The 16,292-nt window shown below is 63.3% G+C and carries 14 protein-coding genes; 2 read left to right on the top strand and 12 right to left on the bottom strand.

The window, feature by feature from the left end:
* Positions 1–405: 405 nt before the first annotated feature.
* From NKJ90_RS07735 to NKJ90_RS07680, 12 genes are all read right to left on the bottom strand, one after another.
* Complete coding sequence (locus NKJ90_RS07735; protein ID WP_023760479.1) at positions 406–2,559, bottom strand: transglycosylase domain-containing protein; 2,154 nt, start codon at positions 2,557–2,559, stop codon at positions 406–408.
* A gap of 249 nt (positions 2,560–2,808) precedes the next feature.
* Complete coding sequence (locus tag NKJ90_RS07730; protein ID WP_023760478.1) at positions 2,809–4,053, bottom strand: Zn-dependent hydrolase; 1,245 nt, start codon at positions 4,051–4,053, stop codon at positions 2,809–2,811.
* The gene (locus NKJ90_RS07725; protein WP_023760477.1) at positions 4,050–4,892 is read right to left on the bottom strand and encodes a BtpA/SgcQ family protein; all 843 of its coding nucleotides are present in this window, start codon (positions 4,890–4,892) and stop codon (positions 4,050–4,052) included. Before NKJ90_RS07725 ends, NKJ90_RS07730 begins: the two co-directional genes overlap by 4 nt.
* On the bottom strand, positions 4,889–5,800 hold the full coding sequence (locus NKJ90_RS07720; RefSeq protein ID WP_352485863.1) for a ribokinase: 912 nt from the start codon (positions 5,798–5,800) through the stop codon (positions 4,889–4,891). Before NKJ90_RS07720 ends, NKJ90_RS07725 begins: the two co-directional genes overlap by 4 nt.
* A gap of 2 nt (positions 5,801–5,802) precedes the next feature.
* Positions 5,803–6,573 (bottom strand): glutamine amidotransferase, encoded by a 771-nt coding sequence (locus NKJ90_RS07715; protein WP_023760475.1) that lies wholly within the window; start codon positions 6,571–6,573, stop codon positions 5,803–5,805.
* Between the two features lie 30 nt (positions 6,574–6,603).
* A complete protein-coding gene (locus NKJ90_RS07710) occupies positions 6,604–7,692 on the bottom strand; it encodes a phosphotriesterase family protein (RefSeq protein WP_023760474.1) in 1,089 nt (362 codons plus the stop codon).
* Between the two features lies 1 nt (position 7,693).
* Positions 7,694–8,713: an ABC transporter permease gene (locus NKJ90_RS07705; protein WP_023760473.1), complete on the bottom strand. Its 1,020-nt coding sequence runs from the start codon at positions 8,711–8,713 to the stop codon at positions 7,694–7,696.
* On the bottom strand, positions 8,710–9,507 hold the full coding sequence (locus NKJ90_RS07700) for an ATP-binding cassette domain-containing protein (protein WP_352485862.1): 798 nt from the start codon (positions 9,505–9,507) through the stop codon (positions 8,710–8,712). The genes NKJ90_RS07705 and NKJ90_RS07700 overlap by 4 nt, the downstream gene beginning before the upstream one ends.
* A 96-nt stretch (positions 9,508–9,603) precedes the next feature.
* Positions 9,604–10,545: an ABC transporter substrate-binding protein gene (locus NKJ90_RS07695; protein ID WP_023760471.1), complete on the bottom strand. Its 942-nt coding sequence runs from the start codon at positions 10,543–10,545 to the stop codon at positions 9,604–9,606.
* Positions 10,546–10,686: 141 nt separating this feature from the next.
* Positions 10,687–11,301, bottom strand: coding sequence for a cupin domain-containing protein (locus NKJ90_RS07690; RefSeq protein ID WP_023760470.1), 615 nt, complete (start codon positions 11,299–11,301; stop codon positions 10,687–10,689).
* 162 nt (positions 11,302–11,463) lie between these two features.
* The gene (locus NKJ90_RS07685; protein ID WP_023760469.1) at positions 11,464–12,396 is read right to left on the bottom strand and encodes a dimethylarginine dimethylaminohydrolase family protein; all 933 of its coding nucleotides are present in this window, start codon (positions 12,394–12,396) and stop codon (positions 11,464–11,466) included.
* Positions 12,383–14,014, bottom strand: coding sequence for a zinc-binding metallopeptidase family protein (locus tag NKJ90_RS07680; RefSeq protein ID WP_023760468.1), 1,632 nt, complete (start codon positions 14,012–14,014; stop codon positions 12,383–12,385). The genes NKJ90_RS07685 and NKJ90_RS07680 overlap by 14 nt, the downstream gene beginning before the upstream one ends.
* Before the next feature lie 84 nt (positions 14,015–14,098).
* Here NKJ90_RS07680 and NKJ90_RS07675 point away from each other — a divergent pair, with 84 nt between their 5' ends.
* Both NKJ90_RS07675 and NKJ90_RS07670 read left to right on the top strand, forming a co-directional pair.
* Positions 14,099–15,082, top strand: a complete 984-nt coding sequence (locus tag NKJ90_RS07675; protein ID WP_023760467.1) for a LysR substrate-binding domain-containing protein — start codon at positions 14,099–14,101, stop codon at positions 15,080–15,082.
* Positions 15,083–15,176: 94 nt separating this feature from the next.
* Entirely contained in the window at positions 15,177–16,271 is a 1,095-nt protein-coding gene (locus NKJ90_RS07670) for an ABC transporter ATP-binding protein (RefSeq protein WP_023760466.1), read from the top strand.
* Positions 16,272–16,292: the final 21 nt, after the last annotated feature.

The raw sequence follows: 16,292 nt of genomic DNA, 5'->3' as shown, positions 1-16,292 counted from the left end.
GGGCCGGGGATAAGAAGAGTTGCCGCTCGGAGATATCGCGGCGTGGGGGCTTGTGGCAAGCGGCGGGCGTGGGATTACAGGGCAACGAACCAGGGGTGACGGGTTCCTTCGCAGCCTTCGCCGGCGCATTGGCCGACGGAGCATCAAACGAAAAACCCGCCTGCGCGGCGGGTCACTGGCGCAAATCAGCACCATAGATAAATATATACCGTAGCTGAGGTCACGAAGTCAAGAAAAAATTCCTATCGTGAAAAGCTGCCGGCACAAAAGCTGCCGACACCGCCGAACTGGCTGTCGTCAGGTCTCTAACCTGAGTTCGGAGCCCTACGTGGGATTGCCGACAAGCGTTGTGGTTAGGCGCTGCTTTCGCTTCTCCCACCGGGGCAGAGGGAAGAGGCGCGCCAATCACAGTGCCGACAGCGTCTCCGGCGGTTGGGGCGCATTGAGGACAGGCGCCGACTGGAACAGCCTGGACATATCTCGCAACGTCTGCGTGGTCCGGCTGGACAGCACCGCCGGCCGTTCGGCCGCGGCGTCGGCCGCCGCCTGCGCGTCGCTCTTCTTCTGCGCTTCCTCCGCCTTGGCAGCGACCTCCTCATCGACAAAGGGTTTGTCGATGCCGGGAATCGGCTTGAGGTCGATGTTCTGGTGCGCGTAGACCATCAGTCGCTGCCACACCATCGCCGGCAGCGAGCCGCCCGTCATGTTTTTCGTCGGCGTGAAGTCGTCGTTGCCCATCCACACCGCTGCCGTGTAGTTGCCGGTGAAGCCGACAAACCAGGCATCGCGGTAGGATTGCGTCGTGCCGGTCTTGCCGGCGACGACGATGTTCGGGAGTTGGGCCCGCCGTGCCGTGCCCATCACCGGTACCGCCGCCAGCATGGTGTTCATCGATTTCAGCGCTTGCTCGGACAGAACCCGATGTGGCGGCGGCGCATCCTTGGCGAAATCATAGACCACGTCGCCGGTGCGGGTCACCAACTGGGTGATGCCGTGCCGCGAGCCTACGAAGCCGTTGTCGGCGAACACGCTGTAGCCCGTCGCCTGGTCCATCACCGTCATGCCGGAAGTGCCGAGCACCATCGTCTTGTGCGATTCGAGCGGCGATTCCACACCCATCGCCTCGGCCATGGCCTTGATCGGGCCGATGCCGAGATAGTCCTTGGCCAGGCGCACCGGCACGGTGTTGATCGACTTCGCCATTGCCACGATCAGCGTGACATTGCCCGCCGAGCCGCCGCTGTAATTGTGCGGCGACCAGCTGCCCCAACTGATCGGGCCGCCGGAAATGATGGAATTGGGCGTGAAACCGTGTTCCATCGCTGTTGCATAGACATAGGGCTTGAACGATGAGCCGGTCTGGCGAAGCGCCTTGGTGGCGCGGTTGAACTGGCTGGCGCCATAGTCGCGGCCGCCGACGATGGCTCTCACGGCGCCGTTGGTTTCGATGACGACCACCGCGCCCTCGGTGACGTTATATTCCTTGCCGAACTGGCGCAGGTGGAATTCCACAGATTCTTCCGCCGCCTTCTGGATGTTAGCGTCGAAGGTGGTGTGGGCAACGAGCGAATGCTGTCCCGGTTTTGCGATCTTCTTGACCTCGTCGAACGCCCAATCGAGGTAATAGTCAGGGCTCTTCTGTTCGCCACGATCGACGACGTCGGCCGGGTGCAGTCTTGCCTGCAAAACCTGGCCCTCGGTCATGAAACCGGAATCGACAAGGTTGGACAGCACCACATTGGCGCGCGCACGCGCCGCCGGCAGGTTGATGTGCGGCGCATATTTGGTCGGTGCCTTGAACAGACCGGCCAGCATCGCCGCCTCGGCGAGGTTCAGGTCCTTGACGCCTTTGCCGAAATAGAAGTCCGCGGCCGCCTCGATGCCGAACGTGCCGCCACCCATATAAGCGCGGTCGAGATAGAGTTGCAGGATTTCCTTCTTCGACAGATTGGCCTCGAGCCACAGCGACAGGAAAGCTTCCTTGATCTTGCGCTCCAATGTGCGCTCATTGGTGAGGAACAGGTTCTTGGCGAGCTGCTGGGTGATGCTTGAGCCGCCCTGGACGACGGAATTTGCCCGCACATTCTCGAAGATCGCGCGCGAAAGGCCCAGCACATCGATGCCGTAGTGATCGAAGAAGCGGCGGTCCTCCGTGGCGAGAACCGCCTTGATCACATGATCGGGCATCTCGTCGACCGGTACTGAATCGCGCTGGATGATGCCGCGCTGGCCGATCTCGTTGCCGTAGCGGTCAAGGAAGGTGACCGCGAAGTCGCCCTGGGCGCGCCAGTCGCCGGCTGTGTCCTGGAAAGCTGGAATGGCCAGCGCCAGCATCACCACAATGCCGCCGGCGCCGAGCGTGAAACCTTCGCTCAACAGTTCGATGATGCCGCGGCGCCAGCCGCTGAAGCGGAAGCGCCGCGAAAAGATCGTCGCGGATTCCCAGAATTGGCGCGCCTTGAAACCGATCTCGTAGAGCGAGGAATCGATCCACGCGTCGAGCGCCAGCAGCCGGGTGGCGATCGGACCTCTTCTCTTGCGTGGTTCAGGACTGGCCATTCGGAAATCCGGCTCGCGATTGCACGACCTGAGGACTGCAAACCGGCAATTTCAGGGCGATGTGGCGTCCCGACTATTCATCCATTTTCCGACACCCACAAGGGCGGTGAGGACACAGCTGCAAGGTTTGTTGGTGCAAGGGCAGGGGCAGGCATGAATGGCGACCGCCGCCGCCTCGAAACCGGGCGCCTCGAGCTCGCCGGCCCCGAGGTTAGCGCAATCAGCCTGCCAGAGCAGTGCCTTGAACGATCATCGCCGCGAGGCTGCCGCGATAGCCGCCTGGAGCAGAACCCGCGCGCCGGTAATCGCGTAGGCGGGCTCCACATATTCTGCCTCGTTGTGGCTCAGCCCGTCACGGCACGGCACAAAAATCATCGCGGCAGGCGCCACCCGGGCGAGGAACAGCGCATCATGGAATGCCCCCGATATCATCTGCTTGTGCGGCAGCCGCAGGGAATTGACGGCCTCCTCGACGGTTTTGACCATATCGGGAGAGAATGCCGCCCCGGGCATGTCGAACGACCGCCTGATCATTGCCGTGCAATGCTGAGCCTCTGCCTCCGCCGCGCAGACCTGGCGCAGTTCGGCTTCGATGGCATCGAGCCGCTCTACCTGCGGGTGTCTGATGTCGACGGCGAAGACCACCGACTGCGGTATGGCATTGATCGATCCCGGCTTGGCGGTGACCCGTCCTACTGTCAGCCTTGCGCTGCTGTCGAACGGCATGACCGTCGTCTGCAGCCTGTGCATCGCGGCAACGGCCGCGACCATCGGATCCCTGCGGTAGGCAAGGTCGGTTGTACCGGCGTGACCGGCAGCGCCCTCAATGGAGACTTCCAGCCACCGCGTGCCTTGCACGGCGGTGACGATACCGATCGGCAGCCCTTCCTTTTCCAGCGATGGTCCCTGTTCGATATGGAGCTCGATAAAGCCGGAGACCGGCATGCCGAGGGGGCGAAGGGTTGCCTCTGGCAAGGCGGAGATGGTTGCCGCGAGTTCCTCCGCGAGGGACGCACCGTCGCTGCCGACTATGGATTGCCATGCTGAAATATCGGCCCCGGTGAAGGCCATGGAGCCCATGACGCCGGGCGCGAACCGGCTACCTTCTTCATTGGCCCAGGCGACGACCTCGATCGGCATTCGAGTTTCGGCCTTCGCGTCCTCCACTGCTTCGAGCGTCTCGAAGGCGGAAAGCGTGCCGAGCGCTCCATCGAAGCGCCCGCCGGTCGGCTGGCTGTCGAGGTGGCTGCCGATCAGCAGCGGCGGCAGCGTGGCATCCGTACCCTCGCGGCGGATGAAGAGGTTCGCCATGGCGTCCTGAAAAACCGCGAAACCACGCTCGAGCGCCAATTCCGCCAGCAGGCGCCTGGCGCTGCGATCCTCAATGCTGAACGCCTGACGGTTTACGCCGCCGGCTCGCGTCGCGCCGATCCGGGCGAAGGCATCGAGGCGGCCCAGCAGCCGCTCGCCGTCGATCTCCGGCACCAAAGTCACCGCTTGAGGCCTCGGATAAAGCCGTTCACCCGTTGAGGGTCGACCTGGTTCCACCATACGCCATCGTGCTTAAGCGAACTGGCGACAATGACGCCGTCGACGATGTCGAGGATGTCGTTGGCGTTGTCGGTCGTCACCCCGCTGCCGACAAGCGTCGGCCGTCCGGCGGCGTCCTTGATCATCCTGATGTAGCCGAGATCAGCGGCGTGGCCGGTGCGCTGGCCAGTGGCGATCACCGCGTCGGCATCGAAGAACACCAGATCCTTGACCTGTTCCTCGACCGGCCGGTCGCCGACGATGGCGTGGGCGCCATGCTTGACATGGGCATCGGCGAAGATGCGGATGCCGTTGGCCCTAAGCCTGGCGCGGAAGCGCATGGCGCGCGCGGCCTCACCTTCGATAAAGCCTTCATTGGCGACATAGGCGTTGGCCCACTGATTGACGCGGACGAAGGAAGCGCCGGAGGCACTGGCGATCGACAGCGCGGGAATGGAAGCATTGGCAAGCACGTTGATACCGATCGGCCGGCCGAGTTCCCTGCGGATCCGGTCTGAGACGACGGACATATAGGCGGAAGTTTCCGGCCCGATATCATCAGGCTTGGCAAACGGAACGTCGCCGTGGTTCTCGACGATCACGCCATCGCAACCGCCATGCAAATAGGCTTTGGCGTCGTCGAGGCCACGTTGATAGATGGCCTCGACCGCTTCGCCATTGTAACGCGGCGCACCTGGCAGAGGTGCCAGATGAACAACGCCGATCACTACCTTGGTTCTGCCGAAGATCGACTGCAGCGCATCATTCGTGACCTGGCCGACCGGTTTGGAGGATTTTGTCATGCGGTTTCCGCTTCCGTCGTTTCCATGAGCAGTTTCATCTCCCGCCTGTCGGGGCAGGAGCCGAGCGTGCCGGCGCGTCCGACCGAGATCGCTGCGGCGCGGACCGCGATCCGCGCTGCCACGGCGAGGTCCATGCCGGCTGCAAGACAGCCGGCGAGGCAACCGCAGAAGACATCGCCTGCGCCGCTGGTGTCTACCACAGCCACCCTTGGCGCCACGAACCGGTCGATCCGTCCTTCGCCATCGGCGACCAGGCAGCCGAGCGCGCCAAGCGTCACGATAGCGGTTCCTGCGCCTAGGCGGATTAGTTCGCGGGCTGCCGCGTCGGGATTGCTCATTCCGGTCAGTTGCGCCGCTTCGCCGGCATTGGCAATGGCGACCCTGACGTCGCTCAAACCCGGTGTATTGCCGGCCGCAAGCGGGCTTGGATTGAAGATCGTCATTGCCTCCGCACCCCGCGCCACCTTTAGGCAAGCGGTCGTTATGTCCGGATCCAGGTTACCCTGCACCACGACGATGCCGCCGCGTTCGACCGATCGGATAAAATCGCCGTCAGCCAGGGGATCGAAGGCCGCGGCGCAACTGGCGCCGGTGACGATGAGGTTCTCGCCCCGCGCATCGACCATGACGGTCGACCGGTCGCTGGGCAGCTGCAGCGTCGTCAGATGGCTGGCATCGAGATCGCGGCTCAACTGCTCTGTGATCCAGGCTCCGGCGGCATCGTTGCCGATCGCCGCACGGAAGCGGACATCGGCTCCGGTGCGTGCCGCGGCCACCGCCTGGTTCGCACCCTTGCCGCCAAGTCCGTCGGCATGTTCCGACGCGTTCAGCGTCTCGCCTGGCGCCGGAAAACGGTCCAGGCGAAACGTCGTATCGACGCAAACATTGCCTAAGACATGGACGCGCATGGCTAGTCCCTGGTCGTCGCCCAGCCCAGCATCTGTTCGAACAGTGTCCTGTAGCCATTCCAGGCGATGAAGCCGGGCGGCAGCCAGTGCGGGCCGACATCCGAGGTCCAGGCGACGGTGCGGCCCTGGCCATATTTGCCGGTCACCAGAAGTGGCAGCGAACGGTAGTCGGAGGAAACGGTGGCGAGAACTTCCGCACCGTCCTTGACCGCGACTTCGTTGAAGCCGAGCAGGATCGGCCAATCCTTGCCGAGACCCTTAAGGATCGGATGGCTCTGCGGGCCGACAACGACCGGCGCATAGCCTTCCGGAACCTCGACGCGGTCGTCCACCGGCAGGCAGGTGACCGGCAGAACGTCCTCGACAGGCGTCTTGTGATAGCGCGCGCCCCCATTGATGCCCTGGAAGCTGTAATAGCCGCCGAACATCAACAGGCCGCCGCCATTGCCGACATAGTCGCGCAACAGGCGCAGCCGGTTCGGAGTTGGTTTGGAGTGGACCCAGGTGTCCGGGTGGAGCAACAGCGTGTTGGCACCAAGATCGGAAAGCACGACCGCGTCGTAGGCCGAAAGCGTTTCCAAGGTCTGCGGAAAGTTCCGCTGTGCCTCATGCGCCGGCATGAAGGTGACGTCGAACGGACCGTCCTTCAGCGCGGCCAGCAGTTCGTCGGCACCGGTGTGATAGGTCACGGTCGGAAACTGGTCGAAGCCTTTGATGTGGGTCGCGGTCGAGACCCAGGACTCGCCTGCGAGAAGAACCTTCTTCCTGGACATGTAGACTCCTGCCTTGTTTGGAGCCGCGGCTCAGAGGCCCTCGGCGAACACAGTCTTTGGATTGTCGATGAGCATCGTATCGATTGCCGATTGTTCGAGACCATGGCGCTTCAGTCTCGGCACGAAATGCTTGAGGATGAAGCCGTAGCCGAAACCGCCGAAGCGGGTCAGCATGATCTTGAGAAAAACGTCCTGCGACAGCAGAATCCGGTCGAGCAGCCCCATGTCGATCAGCGAGCGGATCGCCCGTGCATTCTGCTCGTCGGACGGCGACTGCGCATCCTGGTCGGCATAATAGAAATCCATGCCGATCATGTCGTATTCCAGGAAGGCGCCGCGCGCGGCGAGGCTTTGCTGGTAGGCAAGATCGTTGTGGCTCGGGTTCATGTGGCAAAGCACCGTATGCCGGAGATCGGCGCCTTCCGCCTCGACCACGTCGAGCACGTCGTGCGCCAGCCGCTCCCAGCCGGGCAGATGAATGGTCAGTGGTACGCCGGTGATCTTGGCCGCGCGGGCCGAAGCGCGCAGCGACTTGCGTTCCTCGTCGGTGAAATCCTTGCTGACGCCGACCTCGCCGATGATGCCGGCCATGATTTCGGGTTGCGTCGACCCGCCGCCGACGTCGTTGACGAGGAATTCGGTGACGTCGTCGACGTCCATCGCTTTCAGCCACTCGGGGTGGGTGTGCTGCAGGTAAAAACCTGTCCCCATGACGATCCGCAACCCCGACGCGCGGGCGATGCGTGCCAGCTTCACCGGATCGCGGCCAATGCCGATGTTGGTCGCATCGACCAACGTGTGGCCGCCGAGCGCCCGGTATTTCGCCAGCTCCGAAAGCGCCAGATCGCTATCGTCGAGCGAGACGTTGTCGCGGTTCATGTAAGGGTTCATCCGCAACTCGCCGATGATGTCCATGCTGACCGGCTGCTCGGCGATCTTCTTCTCGTCGGGATGGCAGGGGCATTTCCACGATTTCGCGCCATCGATCAGGATATGCTCGTGCATCAGCGTCACGCCCATGTCGGCGATCGCGACGGGGCCGGTAACGGTCATCACGGTGCCGGAGCGGATACCGATGGGCGCCCGTTCCCTTGGTTTGTCGTCGAACAGATGATCCATGTCAGCGGCTCCGCGTTGCGCCCTTGAACAGCCGGAAATTCAGCCAGATGGCAACGAGGATGATTGTGCCGGTGACGATCGGCGTCAGGAAGGGCGACATGTGCGCCAGGATCAGGCCGTTGCCGATAACGGCTACGGTCAACGCGCCGAGCACGGTGCCGATGATCGTGCCGCGCCCGCCGAACAGGCTGGTGCCGCCAAGCACCACGGCGGCGATGACATCGAGCTCGAAACCCTGGCCGGAATTCGACGAGCCGGAACCGAGCCGGGCGGCAAGAACAATGCCGGCCACCGCCGCCGCCATGCCTGACAGGACATAGACGAACAGGGTCATGAAGCGCGTATCGACACCGGCGCGGCGCACGGCTTCGGCATTGGCCCCGATGCCGGTGACATAGCGCCCGAATGGCGTCTGGTTGAATGCGAGATAGGCGACGATCAGGACGACAAGGGCGAGCAGTGCCGGTACCGGCACGCCGAGAAACCAGGCCCTGCCGATGTTGACGAAGAAACTGGTCGGCTCAACCGGGATGGAATAGCCGCCGGTGATCAGCAACGCCACGCCGCGGATGATCGAGAGTCCGGCAAGTGTGACGATAAAGGCCGGTATCCGCTCATAGGCGATGAAGAAGCCCTGCAAAACCCCGATCGCCGCGCCGAGTGCCAGCATGGCGACGACGACGAGCGGCCACGGCAGGCCGAACTGCAGCAAGACAGCCGACAACGTCGCCGTCAGCGCCAGCACGGACCCGACCGAAAGGTCGATGCCGCCGGTGGTGATGACGAAGGTCATGGCTGCCGCAACGATCAGCAGCGGCGCCGACTGGCGCACGATGTTGAGCAGATTGGGCGCCGTCAGGAAGGAGCCGGTGGCCAGCGAGAAGACCACGCAGACGACGAGGAAGAACAGCGCTATCGAGACGACGCTGCCATTGGCTATCGCCATGTCCTTCCAGGTGGTGTTGTGGACGCGTTTGGGCGGCGAGGCGCTGATATCCCCAGGTGATGACGTGACATTCATGGCTGCGCTGCCTCATCACGGCTGGCGCGGGCCGAACGCGCCGTGAATTTGCGGCCGACGATGAGGTTGACGACCTCTTCGATGCTGGTGTCGCCGATCTTGCGCTCGGCGACATTGCAACCCTCATACATGACCTGGATGCGATCGCAGACCAGGAACAGATCCTGCAGCCGGTGGGTGATGAGGATGACACTGACGCCGCGGGCACTGACGGCGCGGATGAGCTCCAGAACCGCTTCGACTTCCGCCACCGCAAGGGCTGCCGTCGGTTCGTCCATGATCAGCACCGATGGATCGAAGGAGGCGGCGCGGCCGATGGCAATCGACTGGCGCTGCCCACCGGACAGGTTTTCGACCTTGAGCCTGGTATCGGCGATGACGATGCCGAGCCGGTCGAGCATCTCACGCGTCTGATCATGCATGCGCTTGTTGTCGAGAAAGGGGACGCCGAGAACGCGGCGGCGCGGCTCGCGGCCGAGGAAGAGATTGCCCGCCACATCAATCGTGTCGCAGAGTGAAAGGTCCTGATAGACCATCTCCACCCGTGCGGCGCGGGCATCGGCTGGTGAGGAGAAGGAGACAGCCTTGCCGTCGATCTCGATGGTGCCGGAATCCGGAATGACCGCACCGGACAGAACCTTGCTCAAGGTGGATTTGCCGGCTCCATTGTCGCCGACCAGGCCAAGCACCTCGCCAGGCTTCAGGTCCAGCGAAACGTCGTCCAGCGTCTGGATGGGGCCGTATCGTTTGGAAATACCGGTCATCCTGACGCGGTAGGATTCGCCATCGCTCATCACGGTTCCAGTTCTCAAGCCAACGAGTTCAATCGGTCGCCGGACCGCGCAGGCAACCCTCAGGTCATTGCGCGGCCCGGCGGTCCGGGGAGGATACTACTTGAACATGCCCTTGAACTGGCCGACATTTTCCTTGGTCACGATGGTGATCGGAACATTGATGATCGGATCGATCTTCTCACCCCTCTTGAGCTTGCCGAAGGCTTCAACCGCTGCCTTGCCTTCACCAGCCGGATCCTGCTGGACGACGGCGACCACCCAGCCCTCTTCGAGACCTTGCACCGCCGACTTGGTCAGGTCCCAGCCGAACACCTTGACATCGCCGGTACGGCCCTGGCTGGTGACGGCGGAAACCGCACCGAGCAGAGCCGGCTCGCCGGTTGCATAAAGAGTCGTCATGTCGGGATTGGCGGTCATAAGGTTCTCGGCGGCGGACAGGGCTACGTCCTGTACGTTCTGGCCGTCGACCGTGTCGAGGAAGGTTACCTTCTGGCCGCTGTCGGTGACGGCCTTCTTGAAGCCGTCGAGCCGCTGGTTCTGGATGAACGAATTGAGCGCGCCGACAACGCCGATCTTGGCGGTTCCGTTCAGCTTGGTCTTGACGTATTCGGCGTAGAACTTGCCTATATCCTGGCCGGCCTTGGTGTTGTCGACGCCGACAAAGGCGACGTTGTCGCCATTCGGGATCTGCGCGTCGATGGCAATGACCGGAATTCCGGCAGCCTTGGCCGCGGTGATGGCCGGCTTCACACCGTTGACGTCGATGGCGACGAGAATGATGCCGTCGACCTTCTGGGTGATGTAATTTTCGATCGCATCGTTCTGCGCGCTTGGTACATTGTTGGCGTTGAAGATGACGAGGTCGACGCCGGCGGCCTTGGCAGCAGCTGTTGCACCGTCATTGATCTGGTTGAAGAACAGGGCCTGCTGGTTGATGGTCACCAGCGCATAGGTCTCGGCCATGGCGGAAGTAGAGCCGAGGGCGAGGGTCATGGCGATGGCTGCGGCGCAGCTTGAAAGGATCTTTGTAAGACGCATTCCGGTTCCCCTTGGTTTTACGAAAAGGCCCTTGATCGGGCTCACCTGGCGACTGAGCGCAAGGGCATAATTCAAGATGCTTGATTTCTTGTCAAGTGACTTGAATTAGCGTCAACGAAAGGAATCAGGGGATGCGCCGGATCAGAATGTCGCTGGCGTGTTCACCCAGAAAATGCTGGCGCGTTCATCTCCGACATTGCGGTACCAGTGCGGCAGTTCGGAGTTGAAGACGAAGGAATCGCCGGCGGCCAGGCGAAATGTTTTTTCGCCGACCATCAATTCGATCGCACCTTCCAGGAGATAGCCGACTTCCTCGCCGGCATGCTGGATCGGGCCAGCGCTCTCACCGCCCGCTTCGATATGATGGATGTTGCACTGCAGGAGATGGCCGGGCGAATACGGAATGACACGCTCGAGCGAAATACCTTCGCCGCGCCGAAGCGGATCGAGCGCTATCAACGGCCGCGATCCAGCCCGAAAGACGATGCCTTCGTCGCCATCGGATTCCTCGAACATCCAACCAATGTTCGTGCCGAGCACCTCGACGAGCCGGTGAAGCATGGGAAGCGAGGGCGAGACCTTGCCGTTCTCCACCTTGGAAAGCAGGCTTTCCGAGCAGTTCGCGGCGGCAGCGAGCGCCTTCAAGGTCAGCCCTCGCGTCTGCCGGGACAGCTTCAGCCGCGTGCCGAGCCGCAAGAGGCTGGTGGCGGTCGAGCGCTCGTCACGCTTGCTGTTCTGGGTATCGATCTTGTTCATCGGGGGGCGCGAACATCTCCTCTGGTCGGGCCGACTCGTAAAACTGATCCTGTGCGATGTCCATCCTATGAAAAATGGAGGAATGCGCTGGATCGCAATCAGCGACCCGTCCATGGCAAGCGCCGCGCCCGCCGTTCAATGCTCGCGAATGGGCTCCGCCGCTCAGGCCGGTTCGCGCTTCAGCGCCTGTGCCATGCAGTGGATGCCGCCGCCGGTCTTGGAAATCTCGCTCATGTCGACGGCCGCGACCTCGAAGCCGCGTGCCTTGAGCTGGCCGATCAGCGTCTGGCTGGAGGTCGGCGCGATCACCCGGTCCTTGCCCAGCGACATGAAGTTGCAGCCGAGCGCCATCGTATCCTGGAACGGCACGTCGATGATCTCGTGTCCCTTGCCCTTCAGCCAGTCGACGATGCCGGGTTCAGTGCAGGCGAGGCAAACGGCGGTCAATTTCTCGGCGATCGGCACCACCATCAGGTCGATATGGACATAGTACTCGTCGATGAAGGCGATGCGGGTTTCCCAGCCTTCCTTGTCGAACCAGGCCTGCACCTGGCGAGCGCCTTCCTCTTGCGTGCGGGCGCCGCCGCAGCCGATCAGCACGACGCCATCCTCGATGACGTTGAAGTCGCCGCCCTCGAACGTACCTGCCGTGACCATGTCGTAGATCGGGATGCCGAGTTTTTCGTAGGTTCGGATGGCCGCGTAGTTCTCGCCGCGCCGCCACCAATTGGCCATCGCGGTGATGACGGCGCCATAAGGCGTCATCACACTGGAATCACGGGAATAGACCTGCATCGGCAGCTCGGGTGTCGGTTCGTGCCAGTGGATGTTGACGCCGAAATGTTCATAGGCCGCGACGAGGTCCTTGTGCTGCGCCTGCGCGATCTGGACGTTGCAGGGCGCCTCGCGCAGATGCTTGCGCGACAGCGAGCTGGTCGACAGATGACGCAGGAAATTGGGCGACCCGAGCAGGACATCGGTCAGGACGTCGGTCTCGTTGGCAAAACCCCAGGCGGTCAGCGGCTTGGTGCCGCCGGCCGGGTTGCGACGCTGCAGCGAAAACGGCTCGGCGACAATTCGATCATGAACGGTCATGGGGTGCTCCTCGTGAAGTGGCCTGGGGTGTCTGATTGTTCGGGATCCACCAGTCTCGCCCGCGCGGGGTGGTGACATATTCCGGCCAGCGAAATCCAATCGGCGGCTCGTAGTCGCAGAGAGGCGCGATCCAGTTCGAACCGCCTATGCCGCCGCCGGTGCGGGTGACGAACTCGTCCATCGCCGCACCGCGGGCGGTTTTGTCCTCCAGCAGGCGAAGGGCTGCCAGTGCGATGGTCTTCGATGCGCAGACGACCATCGGGTCGATGGTGGCAGGAATGCCGCCCAGCGCATTCATGACCCATGATGGATAGGGATAGCCGGTCTCCGAACGCAGCGCCGGGCGGGCGACATAGAAGCGCGCAGTCGGCGCATGCCAGCTCATATCGGTGTAATCGTCGGAGGTCGAATTCACCTGCGAGGGCGGCAGATCGCGGCGCAGGATCGCCTCCGCCGCCCGCGGCTCGATCAGGCGTTCGAGTTCTTCGATGAACGGCTCGTCACTCGCCATGCGCCCGGCATTGACCTGTATGTCGCGTGCGACTGCCTTGGCGTCCTGGTCCCAGCGCGGCGGCCCGACGCTCGACAGCGCTTCATACGCGATCTCGGCCATGGTGTGATTGGCCAGCCCCGGCCGCGACTTCGACACCCAGTGCCGCTCATGGCGGCAGCCGCTCATACTGGCAGCGGCCTCGGCATTGCGGTCGAGCACGGCGGTGATCTGCTCGGCCATCGCCAGTGTCGGCACGCGGATCATGTACTGGATCTCGGCCAGCCCTGCCGGAAGGTTGTCGGCGGTCGCCTGGCCGGCGGTCAGGATCGCCTCGCTGATCGACCAGCCGCCCTGGTGCGGCAGCATGGAATCGCGCAGCGCCTTGGACGTCATGTACATCATCATGAGCGCATCGTTGGCACCGGGCGCGCGCACCGCCGAATGCGCCTGCGGAATGGGCGCTGCGCCGCCCGCTGCCCGCGCCCAGCGCTCCGGTTGGTCGCAGACAAAGCGATAGATCATCGCGTAAGCCGCGCCGCAATGTGTGTCCCAGCGCGCGGTGTTGCAGAGCGGCAGCATGTAGAACGGATGGAAGGAGATCATGCCGGCAAGGCCGTCATAATACCCCTTCGCGGCATGGATCGGCTTTGATCCGCGCACCTTCTCGGCCGGCTCGCCGGTGAAGCGCAGCGTGCCCGGTATGCCGTGGCGCTGCATCGCCGCCTTGGTCGCCAATAGCCCGCCGAGGCTCGAAATGCCCAGCCCGGAATGCGGATCGGTGTGGCCACCCGCATGTTCGCCTAGGCCCGGGCGAGGGCGCCTGACGGTCGCCGCATCCTGGCAATTGCCCGGCACGGCGTCGTATTCGGCATACATGCCGATGGTCGGACCGGCGCCGTTTGTCCAATGCGCGCAGAAGGCTGTGGGCATGCCGCCGGAACCTTCCTCGACGGAAAAGCCTTCGCGCTTCAGTCTCTCAACATACCAGGCAGAGGATTGATACTCGCGCCATGCAGTCTCGCCGAAGTCGAAGATGGTGCGCGTCCACGCCGACAACAGCGGCCGGATGTCGTCAAGACAGGCAATCGCCGTTGCTTGCGCCGTAGTGGTGACCGCTTTCTCCATGGCCGGAGAAGAAAGCAGTGAAGCGGTTCGCCAAAAAGTGATATGTTTTTCCGGCTCATGCAAATTCGGTTCACCTGAGGTCTCTTGCGCATACCATCGACACAAGCGCTGCGAGCGCTCGACAGCTTCGCTCGTCACGGCAGCGTCTGGCGCGCCGCCGACGAGTTACACCTGACCCGCAGCGCCGTGAGCCACCAGCTTCGCCTGCTGGAGCGCGACCTCGGCTTCGACCTGCTCGAACGCATCGGCAAGGGCGTGGCGCTGACGCCACGCGGCCAGCGCTACGCCAGCGACGTGCGCAAGGCGTTGACCGTCCTGGGCGACGCGGTGACACGCCATGCCGGCACCGGCGTCGGCGGCTCGTTCAGCGTCAGTTGCACGCCTGGCTTCGCCTCGTTGTTCCTGTGCACCCATATCGGCGAGTTCCGGCAGATGTATCCCGACGTCGCGCTGCGCATCCTGACGCCGCGACGGCTGGACGATGTCAGCAATGCCGACGCCGATGCCTTCATCGCCTTCGGGGTCGGCAACTGGCCGAACCGAGCGGTCGAGCTTCTGTGCGAGATTTCGTTCACGCCGCTCTGCAGCCCGACGCTGCTCAACAAGGTCGGCGGATTCTCGAAGCCAGCCGACGTTTTGCGCGCCAACCTCCTGCATCTCGGCGATACCGAGGATTGGGCGCGCTGGCTGGCCTTATCGAAGGTCGAGAACCCCGACCCGGAGGGCGGCATCTTCTTTTCCGACATGAATCTCGTCTTCTCGGCCGCGATCGCCGGCCAGGGCATGGCCATGGGCGACGAACTGACCAGCGGCAAGGCGCTGGCCGAAGGCAGGCTGGTGCGTCCCTTCGATATCGCGATCAAATCGCCGCGCTCGTACTTCCTGGTCTCTGAACACGCCAAGGCCGCGCATCCGGTGCTCGACGCCTTTGCCGGATGGTTGCGGTCGAAGCTCGCGGAGAGCAATGCCAAGGGCATGGCTGACCACGGGCGCCACGCCAAGGGCACGGCTGACCACGGGCGCCACCCCAAAGGTACAGCCGATCACGGGCGCCATCGATTTGGATAGATGAATCAAATTTGCCGATGAGGCGAAAACTATTCGGTTGCGGTGAGGCCGCGCGCTGCCCTACGATTTCTCCTGAAGCGAGGAAACAGGCAGGATGCAGCAACCCGGCCGGGCCGCAGAGATCAAGGCAATTGGGATCGGCAAAAGCTTCGGCTCGTTCCGTGCATTGGACAATCTGTCGCTCGATATAGGCCGTGGCGAGTTCCTGACCCTGCTCGGACCGTCCGGCTCGGGCAAGACCACATTCCTGATGATCCTTGCCGGCTTCGTGCAGCCGAGCGAGGGCCGTCTGTTCAGCGATGGCGTCGACATCACCGACCGGCCGGCCGAGCAGCGCGCTGCCGGCATGGTGTTCCAGGGCTACGCGCTGTTTCCGCACATGAGCGTGGAAGCCAACATCGCCTTTCCCCTCAAGGTGCGCAAGAAATCGGCGGCCGACATCAAGCGCCGGGTCGGCGAGATGATCGAACGCGTAGGCCTCAAGGGCCACGAGAAAAAGCTGCCGGCGCAGCTTTCCGGCGGCCAGCAGCAGCGCGTGGCGCTGGCGCGCGCGCTGGTGTTCGAGCCGGGCGTGCTGTTGCTCGATGAACCGTTCTCGGCACTGGACAAGGGCCTGCGCGGCCAGATGCAGGCCGAGATGAAGCGGCTGCACCAGGAGACCGGCACCACCTTCGTCTTCGTCACCCACGACCAGAGCGAGGCACTGGCGCTGTCGTCGCGCGTCGCCATCTTCAACCATGGCAAACTGCTGCAGGTCGGAGCGCCCGACGAGGTCTACGACCGGCCGGACAACCGCTTCGTCGCCGAGTTCCTCGGCGAGATCAACATGCTGCCGCTGAAGGGCGTCCACCCGGCAGGCGATGGCTCGACCGGCCTCTGCGAAGACCGTGCGGTCTCCATGCGTTGCAAGGCCGAGGCAGTGCGCGGCGATGCGATCCTGGCGATCCGGCCCGAATACATGTCGATATCAGGGGAGGCGGCAGCCGGTGAGAACGGCATCGCCGCGACAGCGACCAACTCCACCTATCTCGGCGCGGCAACGCGGCTTGACCTGACGACGCGGCAAGGCGCCAAGATCACGGTCTCGGTGCCGAACGAGGTAGCGGCTGCCGCGCTCAGCAAGGGCAACTCCGTCTGGCTCACCTGGCCGGCTGAAAAGGGTTTCCTCCTTCCGCATGGAGGACAATGACGAACGGTGTGGCGAGACAAG

It is taken from the genome of Mesorhizobium sp. M0051 (assembly GCF_040323235.1).
Taxonomy (GTDB): domain Bacteria; phylum Pseudomonadota; class Alphaproteobacteria; order Rhizobiales; family Rhizobiaceae; genus Mesorhizobium.
The sequence above is the reverse complement of the archived record's forward strand: the minus strand, read 5'-3'. Positions and strand labels throughout refer to the sequence as shown.